Below are 15,377 nucleotides of genomic sequence, written 5' to 3'. Positions count from 1 at the left end.
CAGGGAAACAGGGGCCTGTGATATAACATCGGGCTGTTCCTTCGACAACCGGACCGTGCCATGAAAGCCAAGGCCGATGCGCCCTTTGTACCCCTGAATATTGCTGTATTGACGGTCAGCGACACCCGCACCCTGGAGACCGACACCTCCGGCCAGGTCTTCGTCGATCGTCTTGCCGCCGCCGGCCATCGCCTGGCCGAGCGCGTGCTGCTCAAGGACGACCTTTACAAGATTCGCGCCCAGGTGGCCCACTGGATCGCCGAAGACGTGGTGCAGGTGGTGCTGATTACCGGCGGCACCGGCTTCACCGGTCGCGACAGTACCCCTGAAGCGGTGAGCTGCCTGCTCGACAAGCAGGTCGATGGTTTTGGCGAGCTGTTCCGCCAGATCTCCGTGGCCGATATCGGCACCTCCACCGTGCAATCGCGCGCCTTGGCGGGGTTGGCCAATGGCACTCTTGTGTGCTGCCTGCCAGGGTCCACCAATGCCGTGCGCACCGGTTGGGACGGCATCCTCGCCGAGCAGTTGGATAACCGTCACCGCCCATGCAACTTCGTTCCGCATCTGAAGCTGGCCGAACCTTGTGAATCCCGTGGATAAGCCCGGCAAGACCGGCGCCCTGATGCCGGTGGAAGCAGCCCTGCAGCGTTTGCTCGACATGGCCGCCGCCGCGCCGATCCGCGAGCAGGAAGTACTGCCTCTGGCTGAGTGTGATGGCCGGGTATTGGCCCTGGATCTGATCTCCACACTCGACCTGCCACCGTGGCCCAACAGTGCCATGGACGGCTACGCCGTGCGCCTGGCGGATTGGACCGGCGAGCCCTTGGTGGTGAGCCAGCGGATTTTCGCCGGCACTGCACCTGAACCCTTGGCGGCCGGCACCTGTGCACGCATCTTTACCGGCGCGCCGGTGCCCCAAGGCGCTGACTGCGTGCAGATGCAGGAAAACGCCGTGGTGCATACCGACCAGCGCGTGAGTTTCACCGAGCCATTGCAGATGGGCGACAACATCCGGCCTCAGGGCCAAGAGACCACGGTCGGTGAGACCGTACTCAGTGCCGGCACCCGCCTGGGCCCTATCGAACTCGGTTTGGCCGCGTCTCTTGGACGTGATCGACTCGAGGTGGTGCGGCGCGTACGCGTGGCCGTGTTGTCGACCGGCGACGAACTGATCGAGCCAGGGTTGCCGCTCGGCCCTGGGCAGATCTACAACAGCAACCGTCGCGTGCTGTGCAGCTGGCTGGTGCGCATGGGCTGCGAAGTGATCGATGCCGGGATTCTACCGGATGATCTGGAACAGACCCGCGCGCGCCTGGCGGGGCTGGGCAGCGTTGACCTGATCCTCTCGACCGGCGGTGTGTCGGTGGGCGAAGCGGACTTCCTCGGCATTGCCTTACGGGAAGAGGGTGAGCTGGCGCTGTGGAAGCTGGCGATCAAACCGGGCAAGCCGCTGACCTTCGGGCATTTTCGTGGCGTGCCGGTGATCGGCCTGCCGGGAAACCCGGCCTCGACCCTGGTGACTTTTGCGCTGCTGGCGCGCCCGTATCTGCTGCGCCGTCAAGGGGTGCAGGAGGTGCAGCCGCTGCGCTTCGAAGTGCCGGCAGGGTTCGTCTGGCCCAAGCCCGGCAACCGCCGCGAGTACCTGCGCGGGCGGATCGAACAGGGCAAGGCGATCATCTACCGCAACCAAAGCTCCGGGGTGCTGCGCAGTGCGGCGTGGGCTGAAGGCTTTGTGGAGGTGCTGGAAGGGACCACGCTGGCCATCGGCGACCGGGTCAACTTCATTCCTTTGAGCGAAGTCCTTAACTGACCGCGCGCTAAAAATGTGGGAGCTGGTTGGCCTGCGATAGCCATAGGTATTTACACAACCTCTGAACGACGCAAAACCTGTGGCGAGGGAGCTCGCTCCCGTGACGACCGACCAGCCGACGCTTATTTACCTGCCGCCCCGCGCTCCCACATTTGGATCGTGGTGCGTCAGGGAGATTTGCGTCGGTTGGTAGGCCGTCACGGGAGCAAGCTCCCTCGCCACAGATCCAGCGTCGCGCCGAAGTTGTGTAGGTACCGATGGCTATCGCAGCCAAGCCGGCTCCCACATTTGGATGTGTATGTGCCCTATGAGCAATCAGTAATCGTCACCCTGCTCAGTGACATCCCGCTCCACCGGCCCCGCCTCCGGGTCGTAGCCGGCCGGGAACTTGCCCTTCAACGTCCAGGCAAACGCAATGATCTCGGCAATCGTGCGGTACAACTCTTCCGGAATGCTGTCCCCCAGTTCCATGCGCGCCAGCAGCTTCACCAACTCGGCGTTTTCATAGATCGGTACTTCATTCTCCCGTGCCAGCTTGAGGATGGCTTCGGCCAGGGCATCATCGCCTTTGGCTGTCAGAGTAGGGGCCTGTTGGCCGTCGTACTTGAGGGCGATGGCCTGGCGGGGCGGGTCGGCGTTTCTCATGCGGTTTCATCCACCCAGCGTTGCTCCAGTCCGGTTTTTGGCCCGCGTGGCGGGGTGCCCAGGTGGCAATCCAGGTCGCCGACGTTGAGCCCGGATGAAACCAGGCGCTCACGCAGGCTGCCCAAGTGGCTTTCGATCAGGCTGGCCGTGAAAGGGCGGCTGGCCCATAGCTGGCTGGACAGTTTGCCTTGGGACAGCTGCGCCTGAACTTGCAACGGCCCCAGCGGCTCCATGTCAAAGGCCAGTTCGACGCGCCAAAGCATTTGTTTCGGGTCTTTTTTATCCTTGCGCTCGGGCTGGTCCTTGTCTGGCGCGGGCTCCTCGCGTTGGAACTTGACCTGCAACGGCACGATGTCTTGCAGGGTGCGCATGGGAATCTCCAACTGCCAGGTCGTTTGCAGGCGTCCGTCGGCGGTGGTGCCGGTCTGTTCCAGGCTCGACAGTTGATGGCTCTGCAAGCGCGAGATCGCCCCGGCGGCCAGGCGTAGCAGGTTTTCCAGGTCGCCTTCACCTTCCAGTTTTGCCATGAGCCGCTCGGGCAGCGGGAAGCCGGCGGGTATCTGCCGGGCGCCGACCTGGCCGAGGGTGCTCAGCGGGCTGCGCACAAAGTGCGGCAACACCTGGGCCAGGGTATTGGCGGCGAGGATCGCATTCAGGTTGGTGCTGGCGGGCAGGGCGGGCAGCAGGTCTGCGACCAGGCGTAACAGCGCGCCTTTCATGTCCAACGGTGGGATTTGCGGGTTCTGGCCGGCGAGCAGTTTGGCTTCCAGAAAGGCGCCGCTGTTCTGCACCACCTGGGCCAGCACCTTGGGATTGCTGACCTGTGCCAGATCGGGCAAGGCCGCCAACAATCGCTCGGCGGCGGCCCGCAGCTCGGCCGATGTGCTGTCGCCACGGGGCAGGTTTTGCAAGGCGGTGAACACCGCATCCAGCGAGCCTTGGCGACTTTGCTGAATGGCAAGTTGCTGCGTCACGGCCAGTTGGTCCTTCAGGCCGCTTAGCGGTACGAAGTTCAGGGTCTGCGCGTTCTGCACCACAGCACTGAGCAAGCTGCCCACCCTTAGCGGTTGAGGGCTTTCCAAGGTCAGGGTGGCACCGGCCAGGGCGTTATTGAGCACACTCACCAGCGAGCGATAGATCGCCGGTTGCGCCGTGCCCTGGGGTAGCATCTGCGTGGTCAGCACCTTGGCTTGCAACAACGTACCTACCGGCATTTGGTTAGTGTCGAGGCGAGTGAGAGCGGCCACGTTGGCACTCATGGCTTGCTGCAAGGTAAGGGCCAGGTTGCCCGCAGGCGTCTGGCTCACCGCCACATTGCTGCCTAGAGGCAAGGGCTGGGCACTGCTGGCCTGCACCAGCGCCTGGCGACCGCCTTCGAGGGTCAGTTTGAGCAGTAACTGAAAGGCCTCGCCGCCTTGTTTAAGCGCGATGACCTCAGCGTTCACGGTTTTCCCCGGGTCGATCAACCCGGCCTGCGGCTCCAGCAGTTTGAGCAATGCGCCGGCTCCAGGCAGCGGAGTGGGCCCGGGTGCGGAGGTTGGCGGCAGTGGAGGAAGGTTGATCTCGCCGGTCATCGTGCGCATCGTCTCTGGGGAAATTGCCCTCTTTAGAGTAGGGCATCGCATGTATAATGCCGCCCGTCTGCAAAGAGAGCGGTAAAAACCTCACAACTATTTGATCCAGCTCTCTAAAATCGGTCGCCAAAGCCGTTATTGTGCATCTCTCTATAACGGCCGCTGCACCACCGACTTGAACCGTAAAGGCCCGCGATCTTTTGACCAGCCCTCTTCTTGAAGCCGTAGCGCTTGCCTGTGAACGCGACCTGCGCCTGCTGTTCGAGCAACTCGACCTGCGGCTGACGGGTGGGGACATGGTGCAAATCAGTGGCCCCAATGGCAGCGGCAAGACCAGCCTGCTGCGCCTGCTGGCCGGGCTGATGCAGCCGACGGCCGGCGTGGTGCATCTCAACGGCAAGCCCTTGAACGAACAGCGTAGCGAGCTGGCGCGCAACCTGATCTGGATCGGCCACGCCGCCGGCATCAAAGACGTACTCACTGCTGAAGAAAACCTCAGTTGGCTCAGCGCCCTGCATCATCCTGCTTCCCGTGACGCCATCTGGCAGGCCCTGGCCGCGGTGGGCCTCAAGGGCTTTGAGGACGTTCCCTGCCACACCCTGTCCGCCGGCCAGCAGCGCCGCGTGGCCTTGGCCCGCTTGTACTTGCCCGGCCCGCCGTTGTGGATTCTCGACGAACCTTTCACCGCCCTCGACAAACAAGGCGTGGTTCAACTCGAAGCACACCTGGCCCAGCACTGCGAGCAAGGCGGCCTGGTGGTGCTCACCACCCACCACACCTTGGCGCGTATGCCTGCTGGCTACCGTGAGCTGGACCTGGGGCGGTGGTCGCTATGAGTGTGTTCGCCCTGTTGGTCGCCCGCGAAGCCCGGCTGTTGTGCCGTCGCCCCGCCGAACTGGCCAACCCGCTGGTGTTCTTTGCCATCGTGATCGCGCTGTTCCCGCTGGCGGTTGGCCCGGAGACTAAACTGTTGCAAACCTTGTCCCCAGGACTGGTGTGGGTCGCCGCGCTTTTATCGGTTCTGCTCTCGCTGGACGGGCTGTTTCGCAGTGATTTCGAAGACGGTTCCCTGGAGCAGTGGGTCCTTTCGTCGCACCCGTTGCCACTTCTGGTACTGGCCAAGGTGCTGGCACACTGGGTTTTTTCCGGCTTGGCGCTAGTCTTGCTCTCGCCACTGCTTGCCATGATGCTTGGGTTGCCCGTTGAATGCCTGCCGGTGCTGCTCCTGTCTTTGTTACTCGGCACGCCGGTGCTCAGCCTGTTGGGGGCGGTGGGCGCAGCGTTGACGGTCGGCTTGAAGCGTGGCGGGCTGTTGCTGGCCCTGTTGATTCTGCCTTTGTATATCCCGGTGTTGATCCTGGGCAGTGGCGCGTTGCAAGCCGCGCTCATGGGTATGCCGGCGACCGGTTACCTCTTGTGGCTGGGTAGCCTGACCGCCCTGGCGGTAACCCTGACACCTTTTGCTATAGCCGCCGGCCTGAAAATCAGCGTCGGTGAATAATGAGGTCTGACCCGGCGTCAATGACGCTGAGTCAGTAAAGACCCTGAGCTTTTCGCCACGACGAAAAGCACCGTGATGGAAACAGCAATGAACTGGACCTGGTTTCACAAGCTCGGCTCGCCCAAATGGTTTTATGGCATCAGTGGCAAGCTGCTGCCGTGGTTGAGTATCGCCGCCATCCTGCTGATCGGCACTGGCCTGGTCTGGGGCCTGGCCTTTGCGCCGCCGGACTATCAGCAAGGCAACAGCTTTCGCATCATCTATATCCACGTACCTGCCGCGATGCTGGCCCAGTCCTGCTATGTGATGCTGGCGGTGTGTGGCATCGTCGGCCTGGTATGGAAGATGAAGCTGGCCGACGTGGCCCTGCAATGCGCCGCGCCGATCGGTGCATGGATGACCGCCGTGGCACTGGTGACCGGTGCGATCTGGGGCAAACCGACCTGGGGCTCGTGGTGGGTGTGGGATGCGCGCCTGACCTCGATGCTGATCCTGCTGTTCCTGTATTTCGGCCTGATTGCCCTGGGCAACGCCATCAGCAACCGTGACAGCGCCGCCAAGGCTTGCGCGGTGCTGGCGATTGTCGGCGTGATCAACATCCCGATCATCAAGTACTCGGTGGAGTGGTGGAACACCCTGCACCAGGGCGCCACCTTCACCCTCACCGAAAAACCGGCGATGCCCGTGGAGATGTGGGCGCCGTTGCTGTTGATGGTGCTGGGCTTCTACTGTTTCTTCGGCGCCGTATTGCTGCTGCGCATGCGCCTTGAAGTGCTCAAGCGTGAAGCCCGTACCAGTTGGGTGAAAGCCGAAGTGCAAAATTGCCTGGGAGCACGCGGATGAGTTTTGCTTCTTTCAGCGATTTTCTCGCCATGGGCCACCACGCCCTGTATGTCTGGACGGCCTATGGCATCTGCCTGGCGGTGCTGGCCCTCAACGTCGCCGCGCCGATCCTGGCCCGCAAGCGTTACCTGCAACAAGAGGCGCGACGTCTGCGCCGGGAGACCGAAAAGTGAATCCGCTGCGTAGAAAGCGTCTGTTGATCATCCTTGCCATCCTGGCCGGCGTCGGCATTGCCGTGACCCTGGCCCTGAGCGCCCTGCAGCAGAACATCAACCTGTTCTACACGCCCACCCAGATCGCCAATGGCGAGGCACCGGTCGATACGCGCATCCGCGCTGGCGGCATGGTAGAGCAGGGCTCGTTGAAGCGTTCCGGCGATTCGTTGGACGTGACCTTCGTCGTCACCGATTTCAACAAGGCCGTGACCATCACCTATCGCGGCATCCTCCCGGACCTGTTCCGGGAAGGCCAGGGCATTGTCGCCCTGGGCAAGCTCAACGCCGATGGCGTGGTAGTGGCTGACGAAGTGCTGGCCAAGCACGATGAAAAATACATGCCGCCCGAGGTCACCAAAGCCTTGAAAGACAGCGGCCAAACCGCTCCCGCCACCCCAGTCAAGGAGGGCTGAGCCATGACGTTCGCACTGTTTATTCCGGAGCTGGGCCAGTTGGCGATGATCCTCGCGCTGTGCTTTGCCGTGGTCCAGGCCGTGGTGCCCTTGCTGGGTGCCTGGCGCGGCGACCGCCTGTGGATGAGCCTGGCGCAGCCGGCCGCCTGGGGCCAGTTTGCCTTCTTGCTGTTCGCCTTTGGGTGCCTGACCTACGCCTTCATGACCGACGATTTTTCGGTCGCCTACGTTGCCAACAACTCCAACAGCGCTTTGCCCTGGTACTACAAGTTCAGCGCCGTGTGGGGTGCCCACGAAGGTTCATTGCTGTTGTGGGCCTTGATCCTCGGCGGCTGGACCTTCGCCGTCTCGGTGTTCTCGCGCCAATTGCCGCAAGTGATGCTGGCGCGGGTGCTGGCGGTGATGGGCATGATCAGCATCGGCTTCCTGCTGTTCCTGATCATGACCTCCAACCCGTTCACCCGCATCCTGCCGCAGATCCCGGTGGACGGTCACGACCTCAACCCGTTGCTGCAGGATATCGGCCTGATCGTGCACCCGCCGATGCTCTACATGGGTTATGTGGGGTTCTCCGTGGCCTTCGCGTTTGCCATCGCCGCCTTGCTCGGCGGTCGTCTCGACGCCGCCTGGGCGCGCTGGTCACGGCCATGGACCATCGTTGCCTGGGCCTTCCTCGGTATCGGTATCACCCTGGGCTCATGGTGGGCCTACTACGAACTCGGCTGGGGCGGCTGGTGGTTCTGGGACCCAGTGGAAAACGCCTCCTTCATGCCGTGGCTGGTGGGTACCGCGCTGATTCACTCCCTGGCCGTTACCGAAAAACGCGGTGTGTTCAAAAGCTGGACGGTACTGCTCGCCATCGCGGCGTTTTCCCTCAGCCTTCTCGGCACTTTCCTGGTGCGCTCGGGCGTGCTGACCTCGGTGCATGCGTTTGCCTCAGACCCTGAGCGCGGCGTGTTCATCCTGATCTTCCTGCTGTTTGTCGTCGGCGGCTCGCTCACCTTGTTTGCCCTGCGCGCGCCGGTGGTCAAGAGCCAGGTCGGTTTCAACCTGTGGTCGCGGGAAACCCTGTTGTTGGGCAATAACCTGGTGCTGGTGGTAGCCGCGTCGATGATCCTGCTCGGCACCCTCTACCCGCTGGTGCTGGACGCCTTGAGCGGCGCCAAGCTGTCCGTGGGGCCGCCGTACTTCAATGCGTTGTTCATCCCGCTGATGGGCCTGTTGATGGTGGTGATGGCGGTCGGCGTGCTGGTGCGCTGGAAAGACACCCCGGTGAAATGGCTGGTGGGCATGCTGATGCCGGTGCTGCTCGGCAGCGTGGCCCTGGCGGTGATCGCCGGTTTCGCCTACGGCGACTTCAATTGGGCGGTACTCGCGACGTTCCTGCTGGCAGCCTGGGTGTTGCTCGCGGGGGCGCGGGACATCGTCGACAAAACGCGCCACAAGGGTTTGCTCAAGGGCCTGCCCACCCTGACCCGCAGCTACTGGGGCATGCAGATCGCCCACATTGGTATCGCGGTGTGCGCCCTTGGGGTAGTGCTGTCCAGCCAGAACAGCGCCGAGCGCGACCTTCGCCTGGCGCCGGGCGAGTCCATGGACCTGGCCGGTTACCACTTCATCTTCGAAGGTGCCAAGCACTTCGAAGGGCCGAACTTCACCTCCGACAAAGGCACGGTGCGCGTAGTGCGCAATGGCAAGGAAATCGCCGTGCTGCACCCGGAGAAACGCCTGTACACCGTGCAGAGTTCGATGATGACCGAGGCTGGCATCGACGCCGGTTTCACCCGTGACCTGTATGTGGCCCTCGGTGAACCCTTGGGCGACGGGGCCTGGGCCGTGCGCGTGCATGTCAAACCCTTCGTGCGCTGGATCTGGTTCGGCGGTTTGCTCACCGGGTTCGGCGGGTTGCTCGCAGCGCTGGACCGGCGCTATCGGGTCAAGGTCAAGAGCCGGGTGCGTGAAGCGCTTGGCCTTTCGGGAGCTGCGGTATGAAGCGTTGGTTGATGGTTGTGCCGCTGGCGTTGTTCCTGCTGGTGGCGGTGTTCCTGTATCGCGGGTTGTACCTGGACCCTGCCGAGCTGCCTTCGGCGATGATTGGCAAGCCGTTCCCCGCCTTCAACCTGCCAACGGTGCAGGGTGACAAGACCCTGACCCAGGCAGACTTGCAGGGCAAGCCGGCGCTGGTCAACGTGTGGGCCACCTGGTGCATCTCTTGCCGCGTCGAACACCCGGTGTTGAACAAGCTGGCCGAGAAGGGTGTGGTGATCTACGGCATCAACTACAAGGACGACAATGCGTCGGCCTTGAAGTGGTTGGCGGAATTTCATAACCCGTACCAGCTGGATATCCGCGACGAAGACGGCAACCTGGGATTGAACCTGGGTGTGTACGGCGCGCCGGAAACTTTCTTCATCGACGCCAAAGGTGTGATCCGCGACAAGTTCGTCGGCGTGATCGACGAAACGGTGTGGCGTGAGCAACTGGCCGCCAAGTACCAGGCCCTGGTCGATGAGGCCAAGCCATGAAGCGTTGGTTGACCGCTGCCGTTTTAGCCCTGGGCCTGGCCGGCGTGGCCCACGCCGCCATCGACACCTATGAATTCGCCAACGACGCGCAGCGTGAGCGTTTCCGCGACCTGACCAAGGAACTGCGCTGCCCCAAATGCCAGAACCAGGACATCGCCGACTCCAACGCCCCGATCGCCACCGACCTGCGCAGAGAGATTTTCCGCATGCTGGGGGAGGGCAAGGACGACCAGCAGATCATCGACTTCATGGTCGACCGCTACGGTGATTTCGTACGCTACAAACCGGCACTCACCGGCAAGACCGCGCTGCTGTGGTTTGGCCCGGCCGGGCTGTTGCTGGCCGGCGTGGTGGTAATGGCCGTGATCGTGCGTCGGCGCCGTGTCGCACCGATTGATGGCGCCGATGCGCTGTCCCCTGAAGAGCGTAAACGCCTCGACCAATTGCTGGACACCAAGACTGATGATTGATTTCTGGCTCGCAGCCGGTTTGCTGCTACTGATTGCCCTGAGTTTCCTGTTGATCCCTGTGTTGCGTGGCCGTCGTGCCCAGCGTGAAGAGGATCGCACCGCGTTGAACGTGGCGCTGTACCAGGAACGCGTCGCCGAGCTGCAAGCGCAGCAGGACGAAGGTGTGTTGAATACCGCGCAGCTCGACACCGGCCGCGCCGAAGCGGCCCGTGAGTTGCTGGCCGACACTGAAGGTGTGGAAAAGCCCCGCGAATCGCGGTTAGGCAAACCGCTGCCGTTTTTGGCGGCGTTTCTGGTGCCTGTGCTGGGCGTTGCGCTGTACCTGCATTATGGCGCGAGCGACAAGGTTGAACTGACCCGTGAGTTTTCCCAACCGCCGGTGTCCATGGCCGACATGACCCGCCGCCTGGAACGCGCCGCCGCTGCACAACCGGATTCGGCAGAAGGTTTGTACTTCCTTGGGCGCGCCTATATGGCCCAGGACCGTGCCGGCGATGCCGCCAAAGTCTTTGAACGTACGGTTGCGTTGGCCGGGCGCCAACCGGAACTGCTCGGGCAATGGGCCCAGGCGCAGTACTTTGCTGACAACAAACAATGGTCGCCTCAGGTTCAGGCGCTGACTGACGAAGCCTTGAAGCTCGATCCCAAGGAAGTCACCAGTCTTGGCCTGTTGGGTATCGCTGCCTTTGAGGGCCAGCGTTATCAGGAAGCCATCGACTACTGGAACCGCCTGCTCGCGCAACTGCCGCCAGAAGACAATTCCCGTGTCGCCCTGCAAGGCGGGATTGATCGCGCGGCAGAGAAGCTCAAGGAGAGCGTTGGCAGCGTCGCCCAGGCGCCCAAGGCGCTACTGACCGTGCGGGTGGACTTATCTGCCGAAGTGAAGGCCAACGTCCTGCCAGGCGACAGCGTGTTCATCTTTGCCCGCGCCGTAAACGGCCCCCCGGCGCCCTTGGCTGCCAAGCGTGTGACCGTCGACGCATTGCCGGTCACCGTCGAACTGGGCGATGCCGACGCGATGATGCCGCAGTTGAAACTGTCCAACTTCCCCGAAGTCCAATTGGTTGCGCGCATATCCCGGGCCGGCCAACCGACCACTGGCGAATGGATCGGCCGCAGCCAACCGTTGGCCAGCAGCACCACTGCGTTGCAGCAACTGACCATCGACACTCCGGACCAGTAATTCTGAGGACACACCCATGACCGCATTTGCACGCATCACCTTGCTCAGCCTGGTACTCGGCCTGAGCGCCTGTGCGGTCCACCGCCCACCTCCGGCGCCGACCGGCCCGACTATTCCACCGTCTGGCCCCTCGACCCAGCCGAGCACCAAGCCCAGCACCAAACCTACCGGCCCGGTGACGCCACCGGCCAAACCCCTGCCAAGCAAGTCGCCGACCTTTGCTCCACCGCCGGGCGCCGCCAGCCACTGGGACGGCAAGATGCAGGTGTACGTGCTCGACGATCAGCCTGATACCTTCTACCGCCAGCGCACTTACTACCGTTGGAGCAACGGCTGGAGCCGCTCCATCAGCCCCAACGGGCCATGGGAAGAGACCAACGTGCAAGGCGTGCCGCCGGGGTTGAGCAAGCAGTACGCGCAATGACAAAAGGCGGCCTGAGGGTTAATGCCAGTCAGTTAAGACAGAATCGGTAACTGTGGCGAGGGAGCTTGCTCCCGCTGGGGCGCGAAGCGGCCCCAAAAATGGGACTGCTACGCAGTCCAGCGGGAGCAAGCTCCCTCGCCACAAGTCACTGGTTGTCTGCTCTAGCTCTTAACTGACTGGCATTAGGCCTGAGGGTCGCCTTTTTCATGGCTTTCAAACGCACTGTGTAGATCACGGTAGGGCCAAGCAATTAAAGCCCGACGCATGCGCCGAATGCGCAGTGCGCTGTAGTGATGTGGCTATCGCTGGCCTGGCGTGGGAAGGATTGCTAGGTATACTTTCCTGCGGCTACTACGACGCGGCTCCCCGGGTGCAAACCAGGCGCCGCGCAGTGGTCCCGGGGATGTACCGGTGTGGGGACAAGCGAAGAGGGTTTTTAATGGCAGGCAGGTTGATCTATCTCATCGGGCCATCGGGTTCGGGCAAAGACAGTCTGCTGGATGCCGCACGCCCACGTCTGGTTGAGCGTGGGTGCCGCATGGTGCGACGGGTGATCACTCGGTCCGCGGAGGCGGTGGGCGAAGCGGCGCAAGGTGTGAGCCCCGAGCAGTTTGCGGCCATGGAGGCCGACGGCGCGTTTGCCTTGAGCTGGCAGGCTAATGGCTTGTCCTACGGCATCCCCAGGGAAATCGACGATTGGCTGGCCGCGGGGGACCACGTTCTGGTCAACGGTTCCCGTGCGCACCTGGCGCAAACCCGTGAGCGTTATCCGACCTTGCTGGTATTGCTGCTGACGGTGGACCAAGCGGTGCTGCGCCAGCGTCTGATTGCGCGTGGACGGGAGTCATTGGCGGATATCGAGGAGCGCCTCGCGCGCAATGCGCGGTTCACTGCCGAATTGATTGCCGGTCATGGCGCGGGGTTGTTCGTATTGGATAATTCCGGCCCGTTGGCGCATACCGTCGAACGCTTGCTGTGTTGCCTGGAGCACGGGCACAGCGTGAACACCTGACCCAGTAGTGCATGGGTAATGCCAGCGCTCAGATAAAACCCGGAGACGGAGCTCATATTTCTCAATACGCACCCATGCCGACTTGTTGGTGGACTTCAATACGGAGAAGACAAGATCGACCTGTCGCAAATGGCACGCGACGGCAAGGTAGTGCTGAACTTCGTTGAGCACTATACAGGGGCGGCAGGGGGCGCGATTGTTTGACGCAATGCGGGGCGGGACTTACTCAATGGTTGATTAAGTCCCGCCCCTTTGTGCGTTGTGAAAAGTTTTTATGAGCCGAAGGCCCCGTCAGGACGCTTGGGCAGTGGCCAACGCGGCTTTACGTGACGCACTCAGGAAGCGCAACAAGGCCACCAGCGCAAATGCGCTGCCCACCAGCATGACGGCCAACCAGCCGCCATGTTCATACACGCTGCTGGCAATCGCCGAACCGAACGCACCGCCGATAAAAATGCTGGTCATGTACAGCGCGTTCAGGCGGCTGCGGCTGTTGGCATCGAGGGCGTAGATGGCGCGCTGGCCGAGGACCATATTCATCTGCACGCAGAAGTCCAGAACCACACCGGTGACTGCCAGGCCGATCACGCTGTAGAGCGGGTGTACCAACGCCGGGAGGAAACTCAGCGCGCCAAACAGCATCGCCAGCAACGAGGCGCGGTGGGTATGGCCGGCATCGGCCAGGCGACCGGCCATGGGCGCGGCGATGGCGCCAAGGGCACCGACCAGGGCAAACAGTGCGATCTCGCTTTGGCTCAGGCCGTGGTTACGCGCCAGTTCCAGTGGTACGGCAGTCCAGAACAGGCTGAAGGCAGCGAACATGCAACCCTGGTAGAACGCCCGCTGGCGCAACAGCGGTTGCTCACGCAACAGGGTGCCCAGGGAGCGCAGCAACTGGCCGTAGCTGGCACTGTGATCGGGCTGGCGCTTGGGGATTGTCAGCATCAGCACCACGCTGATAAACGCCATCAGTGCGGCGGCCGCCATGAACATCGCACGCCAGCCGAAGTGGTCGGCCACCACGCTCGACACCGGCCGTGCCAGCAGAATGCCCAGCAGCAGGCCGCCCATGATGCTGCCGACCACCCGGCCCCGGGATTCGGCCGGCGCCAGGTGTGCGGCCAGCGGAATCAGGATCTGCACCGAGACGGAACTGAAACCGATCAGCAGCGACACCAGCAAGAACAGGTTCGGCTGTTCGATAAACGCCGCACCCAACAGGCTGGCGATCGCCACGACGGTGGTGGTGATCATCAGCTTGCGGTTTTCCAGCAGGTCGCCCAGAGGCACCAGGAAAAACAGGCCCAGGGCATAGCCGATTTGCGTGAGGGACACGATCAGGCTGGCCATTGCCGGCGTCAGGCCAATGTCTGGGGCAATCAGCTCGATGATCGGTTGCGCGTAGTAGATGTTGGCGACGATGGCGCCGCAGCAAAACGCGAACAGCATGACCATGCCCCGGGTCATGGTGCCTGCAGCGTGAGAGGTTGCGTTCATGGTGTACTCATAAAGGCGAAGGACGATGGCGTGAGAGAGTAAAGACAAGGCTCTCAAGTGAGTAGGCTGCTTGTGGTGATATCACTTATGCCGGCTGATGATACATTCAGACACATCTGCCCTACGCAAAAAAGTGGGAGCTGGCTTGCCTGCGATGGCGGTGCACCAGTCACCAGAAATATGACTGATAGATCGCTTTCGCAGGCAAGCCAGCTCCCACAGGTTTGACCGAGTTGATTCAGTCAGATGGGTTATTGGCCAGAGTAGATCTGGTCAAACACCCCGCCATCATTGAAATGGGTCTTTTGCGCTGTGCGCCAGTCGCCGAAGGTCTTCTCCACCGACAGGAAGTCCACCTTGGGGAACCGGTCGGTGTACTTTGCCAGCACCTTCGGGTCCCGTGGGCGCAGGTAGTTGTTGGCCGCAATTTCCTGGCCTTCGGGCGACCACAGATACTTGAGGTAGTCCTCGGCCACGGCACGGCTGCCTTTTTTCTCGACCACTTTATCCACCACCGACACCGGCGGTTCGGCTTCGGCGGAAACGCTTGGATAGACCACTTCGAACTGATCACGGCCAAACTCGCGGGCGATCATTTCTGCTTCGTTTTCAAAGGTCACCAGCACGTCGCCAATCTGGTTGGTCATGAAGGTGGTGGTGGCGGCGCGGCCACCGGTGTCCAGCACTGGCGCTTGCTTGAACAACTTGCCAACGAAGGTCTTGGCCTTGTCTTCATCGCCGCCGTTCTTCAGCACGTAACCCCAGGCCGACAGATAGGTGTAGCGGCCGTTACCCGAGGTCTTAGGGTTGGGCACGATTACCTGCACGCCGTCCTTGAGCAGGTCGGGCCAGTCTTTCAACGCCTTGGGGTTACCTTTGCGCACAATAAACACCGTGGCTGAGGTGAATGGCGCACTGTTGTTCGGCAGGCGCGTCACCCAGTTGTCCGGCACCAGCTTGCCGTTATCGACCAGGGCATTGATATCGGTAGCCATGTTCATGGTGATCACGTCGGCGGGCAGGCCGTCGATCACTGAGCGTGCCTGTTTGCTGGAGCCGCCGAAGGACATCTGCAGCGTCAGCTTGTCGTCCGGATGCTCGGCTGCCCAGTGCTTCTGGAAAGCGGCGTTGTAGTCCTTGTAGAAGTCGCGCATCACGTCGTAGGAGACGTTGAGCAGGGTGGTCGCTGCCTGGGCGGAGCCCGCCAAGGCCAGGCCGGCGGCCAGTAGAGAGGCGCTGAGGATTTTTTTCACTGCTCATTCCTT

The 15,377-nt window shown here is 62.2% G+C and carries 17 protein-coding genes; 13 read left to right on the top strand and 4 right to left on the bottom strand.

What is annotated here, in order from left to right:
• Positions 1–60 precede the first annotated feature (60 nt).
• Entirely contained in the window at positions 61–600 is a 540-nt protein-coding gene (moaB, locus tag JFT58_RS16440) for a molybdenum cofactor biosynthesis protein B (protein WP_034127168.1), read from the top strand.
• Complete coding sequence (locus JFT58_RS16435; protein ID WP_057976687.1) at positions 584–1,810, top strand: molybdopterin molybdotransferase MoeA; 1,227 nt, start codon at positions 584–586, stop codon at positions 1,808–1,810. Before moaB ends, JFT58_RS16435 begins: the two co-directional genes overlap by 17 nt.
• A 315-nt stretch (positions 1,811–2,125) precedes the next feature.
• On the opposite strand, the gene JFT58_RS16430 is transcribed toward JFT58_RS16435, so the two are convergent.
• Both JFT58_RS16430 and fliK read right to left on the bottom strand, forming a co-directional pair.
• Positions 2,126–2,455, bottom strand: coding sequence for an EscU/YscU/HrcU family type III secretion system export apparatus switch protein (locus JFT58_RS16430; RefSeq protein WP_054899079.1), 330 nt, complete (start codon positions 2,453–2,455; stop codon positions 2,126–2,128).
• Entirely contained in the window at positions 2,452–4,029 is a 1,578-nt protein-coding gene (gene fliK, locus JFT58_RS16425) for a flagellar hook-length control protein FliK (RefSeq protein ID WP_054899084.1), read from the bottom strand. Before fliK ends, JFT58_RS16430 begins: the two co-directional genes overlap by 4 nt.
• Positions 4,030–4,229: 200 nt before the next feature.
• Here fliK and ccmA point away from each other — a divergent pair, with 200 nt between their 5' ends.
• From ccmA to phnN, 11 genes are all read left to right on the top strand, one after another.
• Positions 4,230–4,865, top strand: a complete 636-nt coding sequence (gene ccmA, locus JFT58_RS16420) for a cytochrome c biogenesis heme-transporting ATPase CcmA (RefSeq protein WP_034127172.1) — start codon at positions 4,230–4,232, stop codon at positions 4,863–4,865.
• On the top strand, positions 4,862–5,530 hold the full coding sequence (ccmB, locus tag JFT58_RS16415; protein WP_014717701.1) for a heme exporter protein CcmB: 669 nt from the start codon (positions 4,862–4,864) through the stop codon (positions 5,528–5,530). Before ccmA ends, ccmB begins: the two co-directional genes overlap by 4 nt.
• An 87-nt stretch (positions 5,531–5,617) precedes the next feature.
• On the top strand, positions 5,618–6,373 hold the full coding sequence (locus JFT58_RS16410; protein WP_054899080.1) for a heme ABC transporter permease: 756 nt from the start codon (positions 5,618–5,620) through the stop codon (positions 6,371–6,373).
• Entirely contained in the window at positions 6,370–6,546 is a 177-nt protein-coding gene (ccmD, locus tag JFT58_RS16405) for a heme exporter protein CcmD (protein ID WP_034127174.1), read from the top strand. Before JFT58_RS16410 ends, ccmD begins: the two co-directional genes overlap by 4 nt.
• Positions 6,543–7,001, top strand: coding sequence for a cytochrome c maturation protein CcmE (gene ccmE, locus JFT58_RS16400; RefSeq protein WP_014717703.1), 459 nt, complete (start codon positions 6,543–6,545; stop codon positions 6,999–7,001). Before ccmD ends, ccmE begins: the two co-directional genes overlap by 4 nt.
• Positions 7,002–7,004: 3 nt before the next feature.
• A complete protein-coding gene (locus tag JFT58_RS16395) occupies positions 7,005–8,993 on the top strand; it encodes a heme lyase CcmF/NrfE family subunit (RefSeq protein WP_054899081.1) in 1,989 nt (662 codons plus the stop codon).
• A complete protein-coding gene (locus JFT58_RS16390; RefSeq protein WP_034127177.1) occupies positions 8,990–9,526 on the top strand; it encodes a DsbE family thiol:disulfide interchange protein in 537 nt (178 codons plus the stop codon). Before JFT58_RS16395 ends, JFT58_RS16390 begins: the two co-directional genes overlap by 4 nt.
• Positions 9,523–9,996 (top strand): cytochrome c-type biogenesis protein, encoded by a 474-nt coding sequence (locus JFT58_RS16385; protein WP_020301388.1) that lies wholly within the window; start codon positions 9,523–9,525, stop codon positions 9,994–9,996. Before JFT58_RS16390 ends, JFT58_RS16385 begins: the two co-directional genes overlap by 4 nt.
• Positions 9,989–11,179, top strand: a complete 1,191-nt coding sequence (gene ccmI, locus JFT58_RS16380; protein WP_054899082.1) for a c-type cytochrome biogenesis protein CcmI — start codon at positions 9,989–9,991, stop codon at positions 11,177–11,179. Before JFT58_RS16385 ends, ccmI begins: the two co-directional genes overlap by 8 nt.
• A 16-nt stretch (positions 11,180–11,195) precedes the next feature.
• Positions 11,196–11,603, top strand: a complete 408-nt coding sequence (locus JFT58_RS16375; RefSeq protein ID WP_054899083.1) for a hypothetical protein — start codon at positions 11,196–11,198, stop codon at positions 11,601–11,603.
• 439 nt (positions 11,604–12,042) lie between these two features.
• Entirely contained in the window at positions 12,043–12,615 is a 573-nt protein-coding gene (phnN, locus tag JFT58_RS16370) for a phosphonate metabolism protein/1,5-bisphosphokinase (PRPP-forming) PhnN (protein ID WP_054898369.1), read from the top strand.
• A gap of 291 nt (positions 12,616–12,906) precedes the next feature.
• Here phnN and JFT58_RS16365 read toward each other — a convergent pair whose 3' ends face one another.
• Both JFT58_RS16365 and JFT58_RS16360 read right to left on the bottom strand, forming a co-directional pair.
• Positions 12,907–14,112 (bottom strand): MFS transporter, encoded by a 1,206-nt coding sequence (locus tag JFT58_RS16365; protein ID WP_054898370.1) that lies wholly within the window; start codon positions 14,110–14,112, stop codon positions 12,907–12,909.
• Positions 14,113–14,363: 251 nt separating this feature from the next.
• Positions 14,364–15,365, bottom strand: a complete 1,002-nt coding sequence (locus JFT58_RS16360; protein ID WP_198834414.1) for a sulfate ABC transporter substrate-binding protein — start codon at positions 15,363–15,365, stop codon at positions 14,364–14,366.
• Between the last annotated feature and the right edge of the window lie 12 nt (positions 15,366–15,377).

This window comes from Pseudomonas sp. MF6767 (assembly GCF_016405475.1).
GTDB classification, from domain to species: Bacteria; Pseudomonadota; Gammaproteobacteria; order Pseudomonadales; family Pseudomonadaceae; genus Aquipseudomonas; species Aquipseudomonas paracarnis.
This window is presented reverse-complemented; position numbering and strand designations above follow the sequence as displayed.

Coding starts and splice junctions, on each gene's coding strand:
- JFT58_RS16410 (WP_054899080.1), top strand. CDS start 5,618: ATGAACTGGACCTGGTTTCACAAGCTCGGCTCGCCCAAATGGTTTTAT.
- JFT58_RS16365 (WP_054898370.1), bottom strand. CDS start 14,112: ATGAACGCAACCTCTCACGCTGCAGGCACCATGACCCGGGGCATGGTC.
- fliK (WP_054899084.1), bottom strand. CDS start 4,029: ATGACCGGCGAGATCAACCTTCCTCCACTGCCGCCAACCTCCGCACCC.
- ccmD (WP_034127174.1), top strand. CDS start 6,370: ATGAGTTTTGCTTCTTTCAGCGATTTTCTCGCCATGGGCCACCACGCC.
- moaB (WP_034127168.1), top strand. CDS start 61: ATGAAAGCCAAGGCCGATGCGCCCTTTGTACCCCTGAATATTGCTGTA.
- ccmI (WP_054899082.1), top strand. CDS start 9,989: ATGATTGATTTCTGGCTCGCAGCCGGTTTGCTGCTACTGATTGCCCTG.
- phnN (WP_054898369.1), top strand. CDS start 12,043: ATGGCAGGCAGGTTGATCTATCTCATCGGGCCATCGGGTTCGGGCAAA.
- JFT58_RS16430 (WP_054899079.1), bottom strand. CDS start 2,455: ATGAGAAACGCCGACCCGCCCCGCCAGGCCATCGCCCTCAAGTACGAC.
- JFT58_RS16375 (WP_054899083.1), top strand. CDS start 11,196: ATGACCGCATTTGCACGCATCACCTTGCTCAGCCTGGTACTCGGCCTG.
- JFT58_RS16395 (WP_054899081.1), top strand. CDS start 7,005: ATGACGTTCGCACTGTTTATTCCGGAGCTGGGCCAGTTGGCGATGATC.
- JFT58_RS16390 (WP_034127177.1), top strand. CDS start 8,990: ATGAAGCGTTGGTTGATGGTTGTGCCGCTGGCGTTGTTCCTGCTGGTG.
- ccmB (WP_014717701.1), top strand. CDS start 4,862: ATGAGTGTGTTCGCCCTGTTGGTCGCCCGCGAAGCCCGGCTGTTGTGC.
- JFT58_RS16385 (WP_020301388.1), top strand. CDS start 9,523: ATGAAGCGTTGGTTGACCGCTGCCGTTTTAGCCCTGGGCCTGGCCGGC.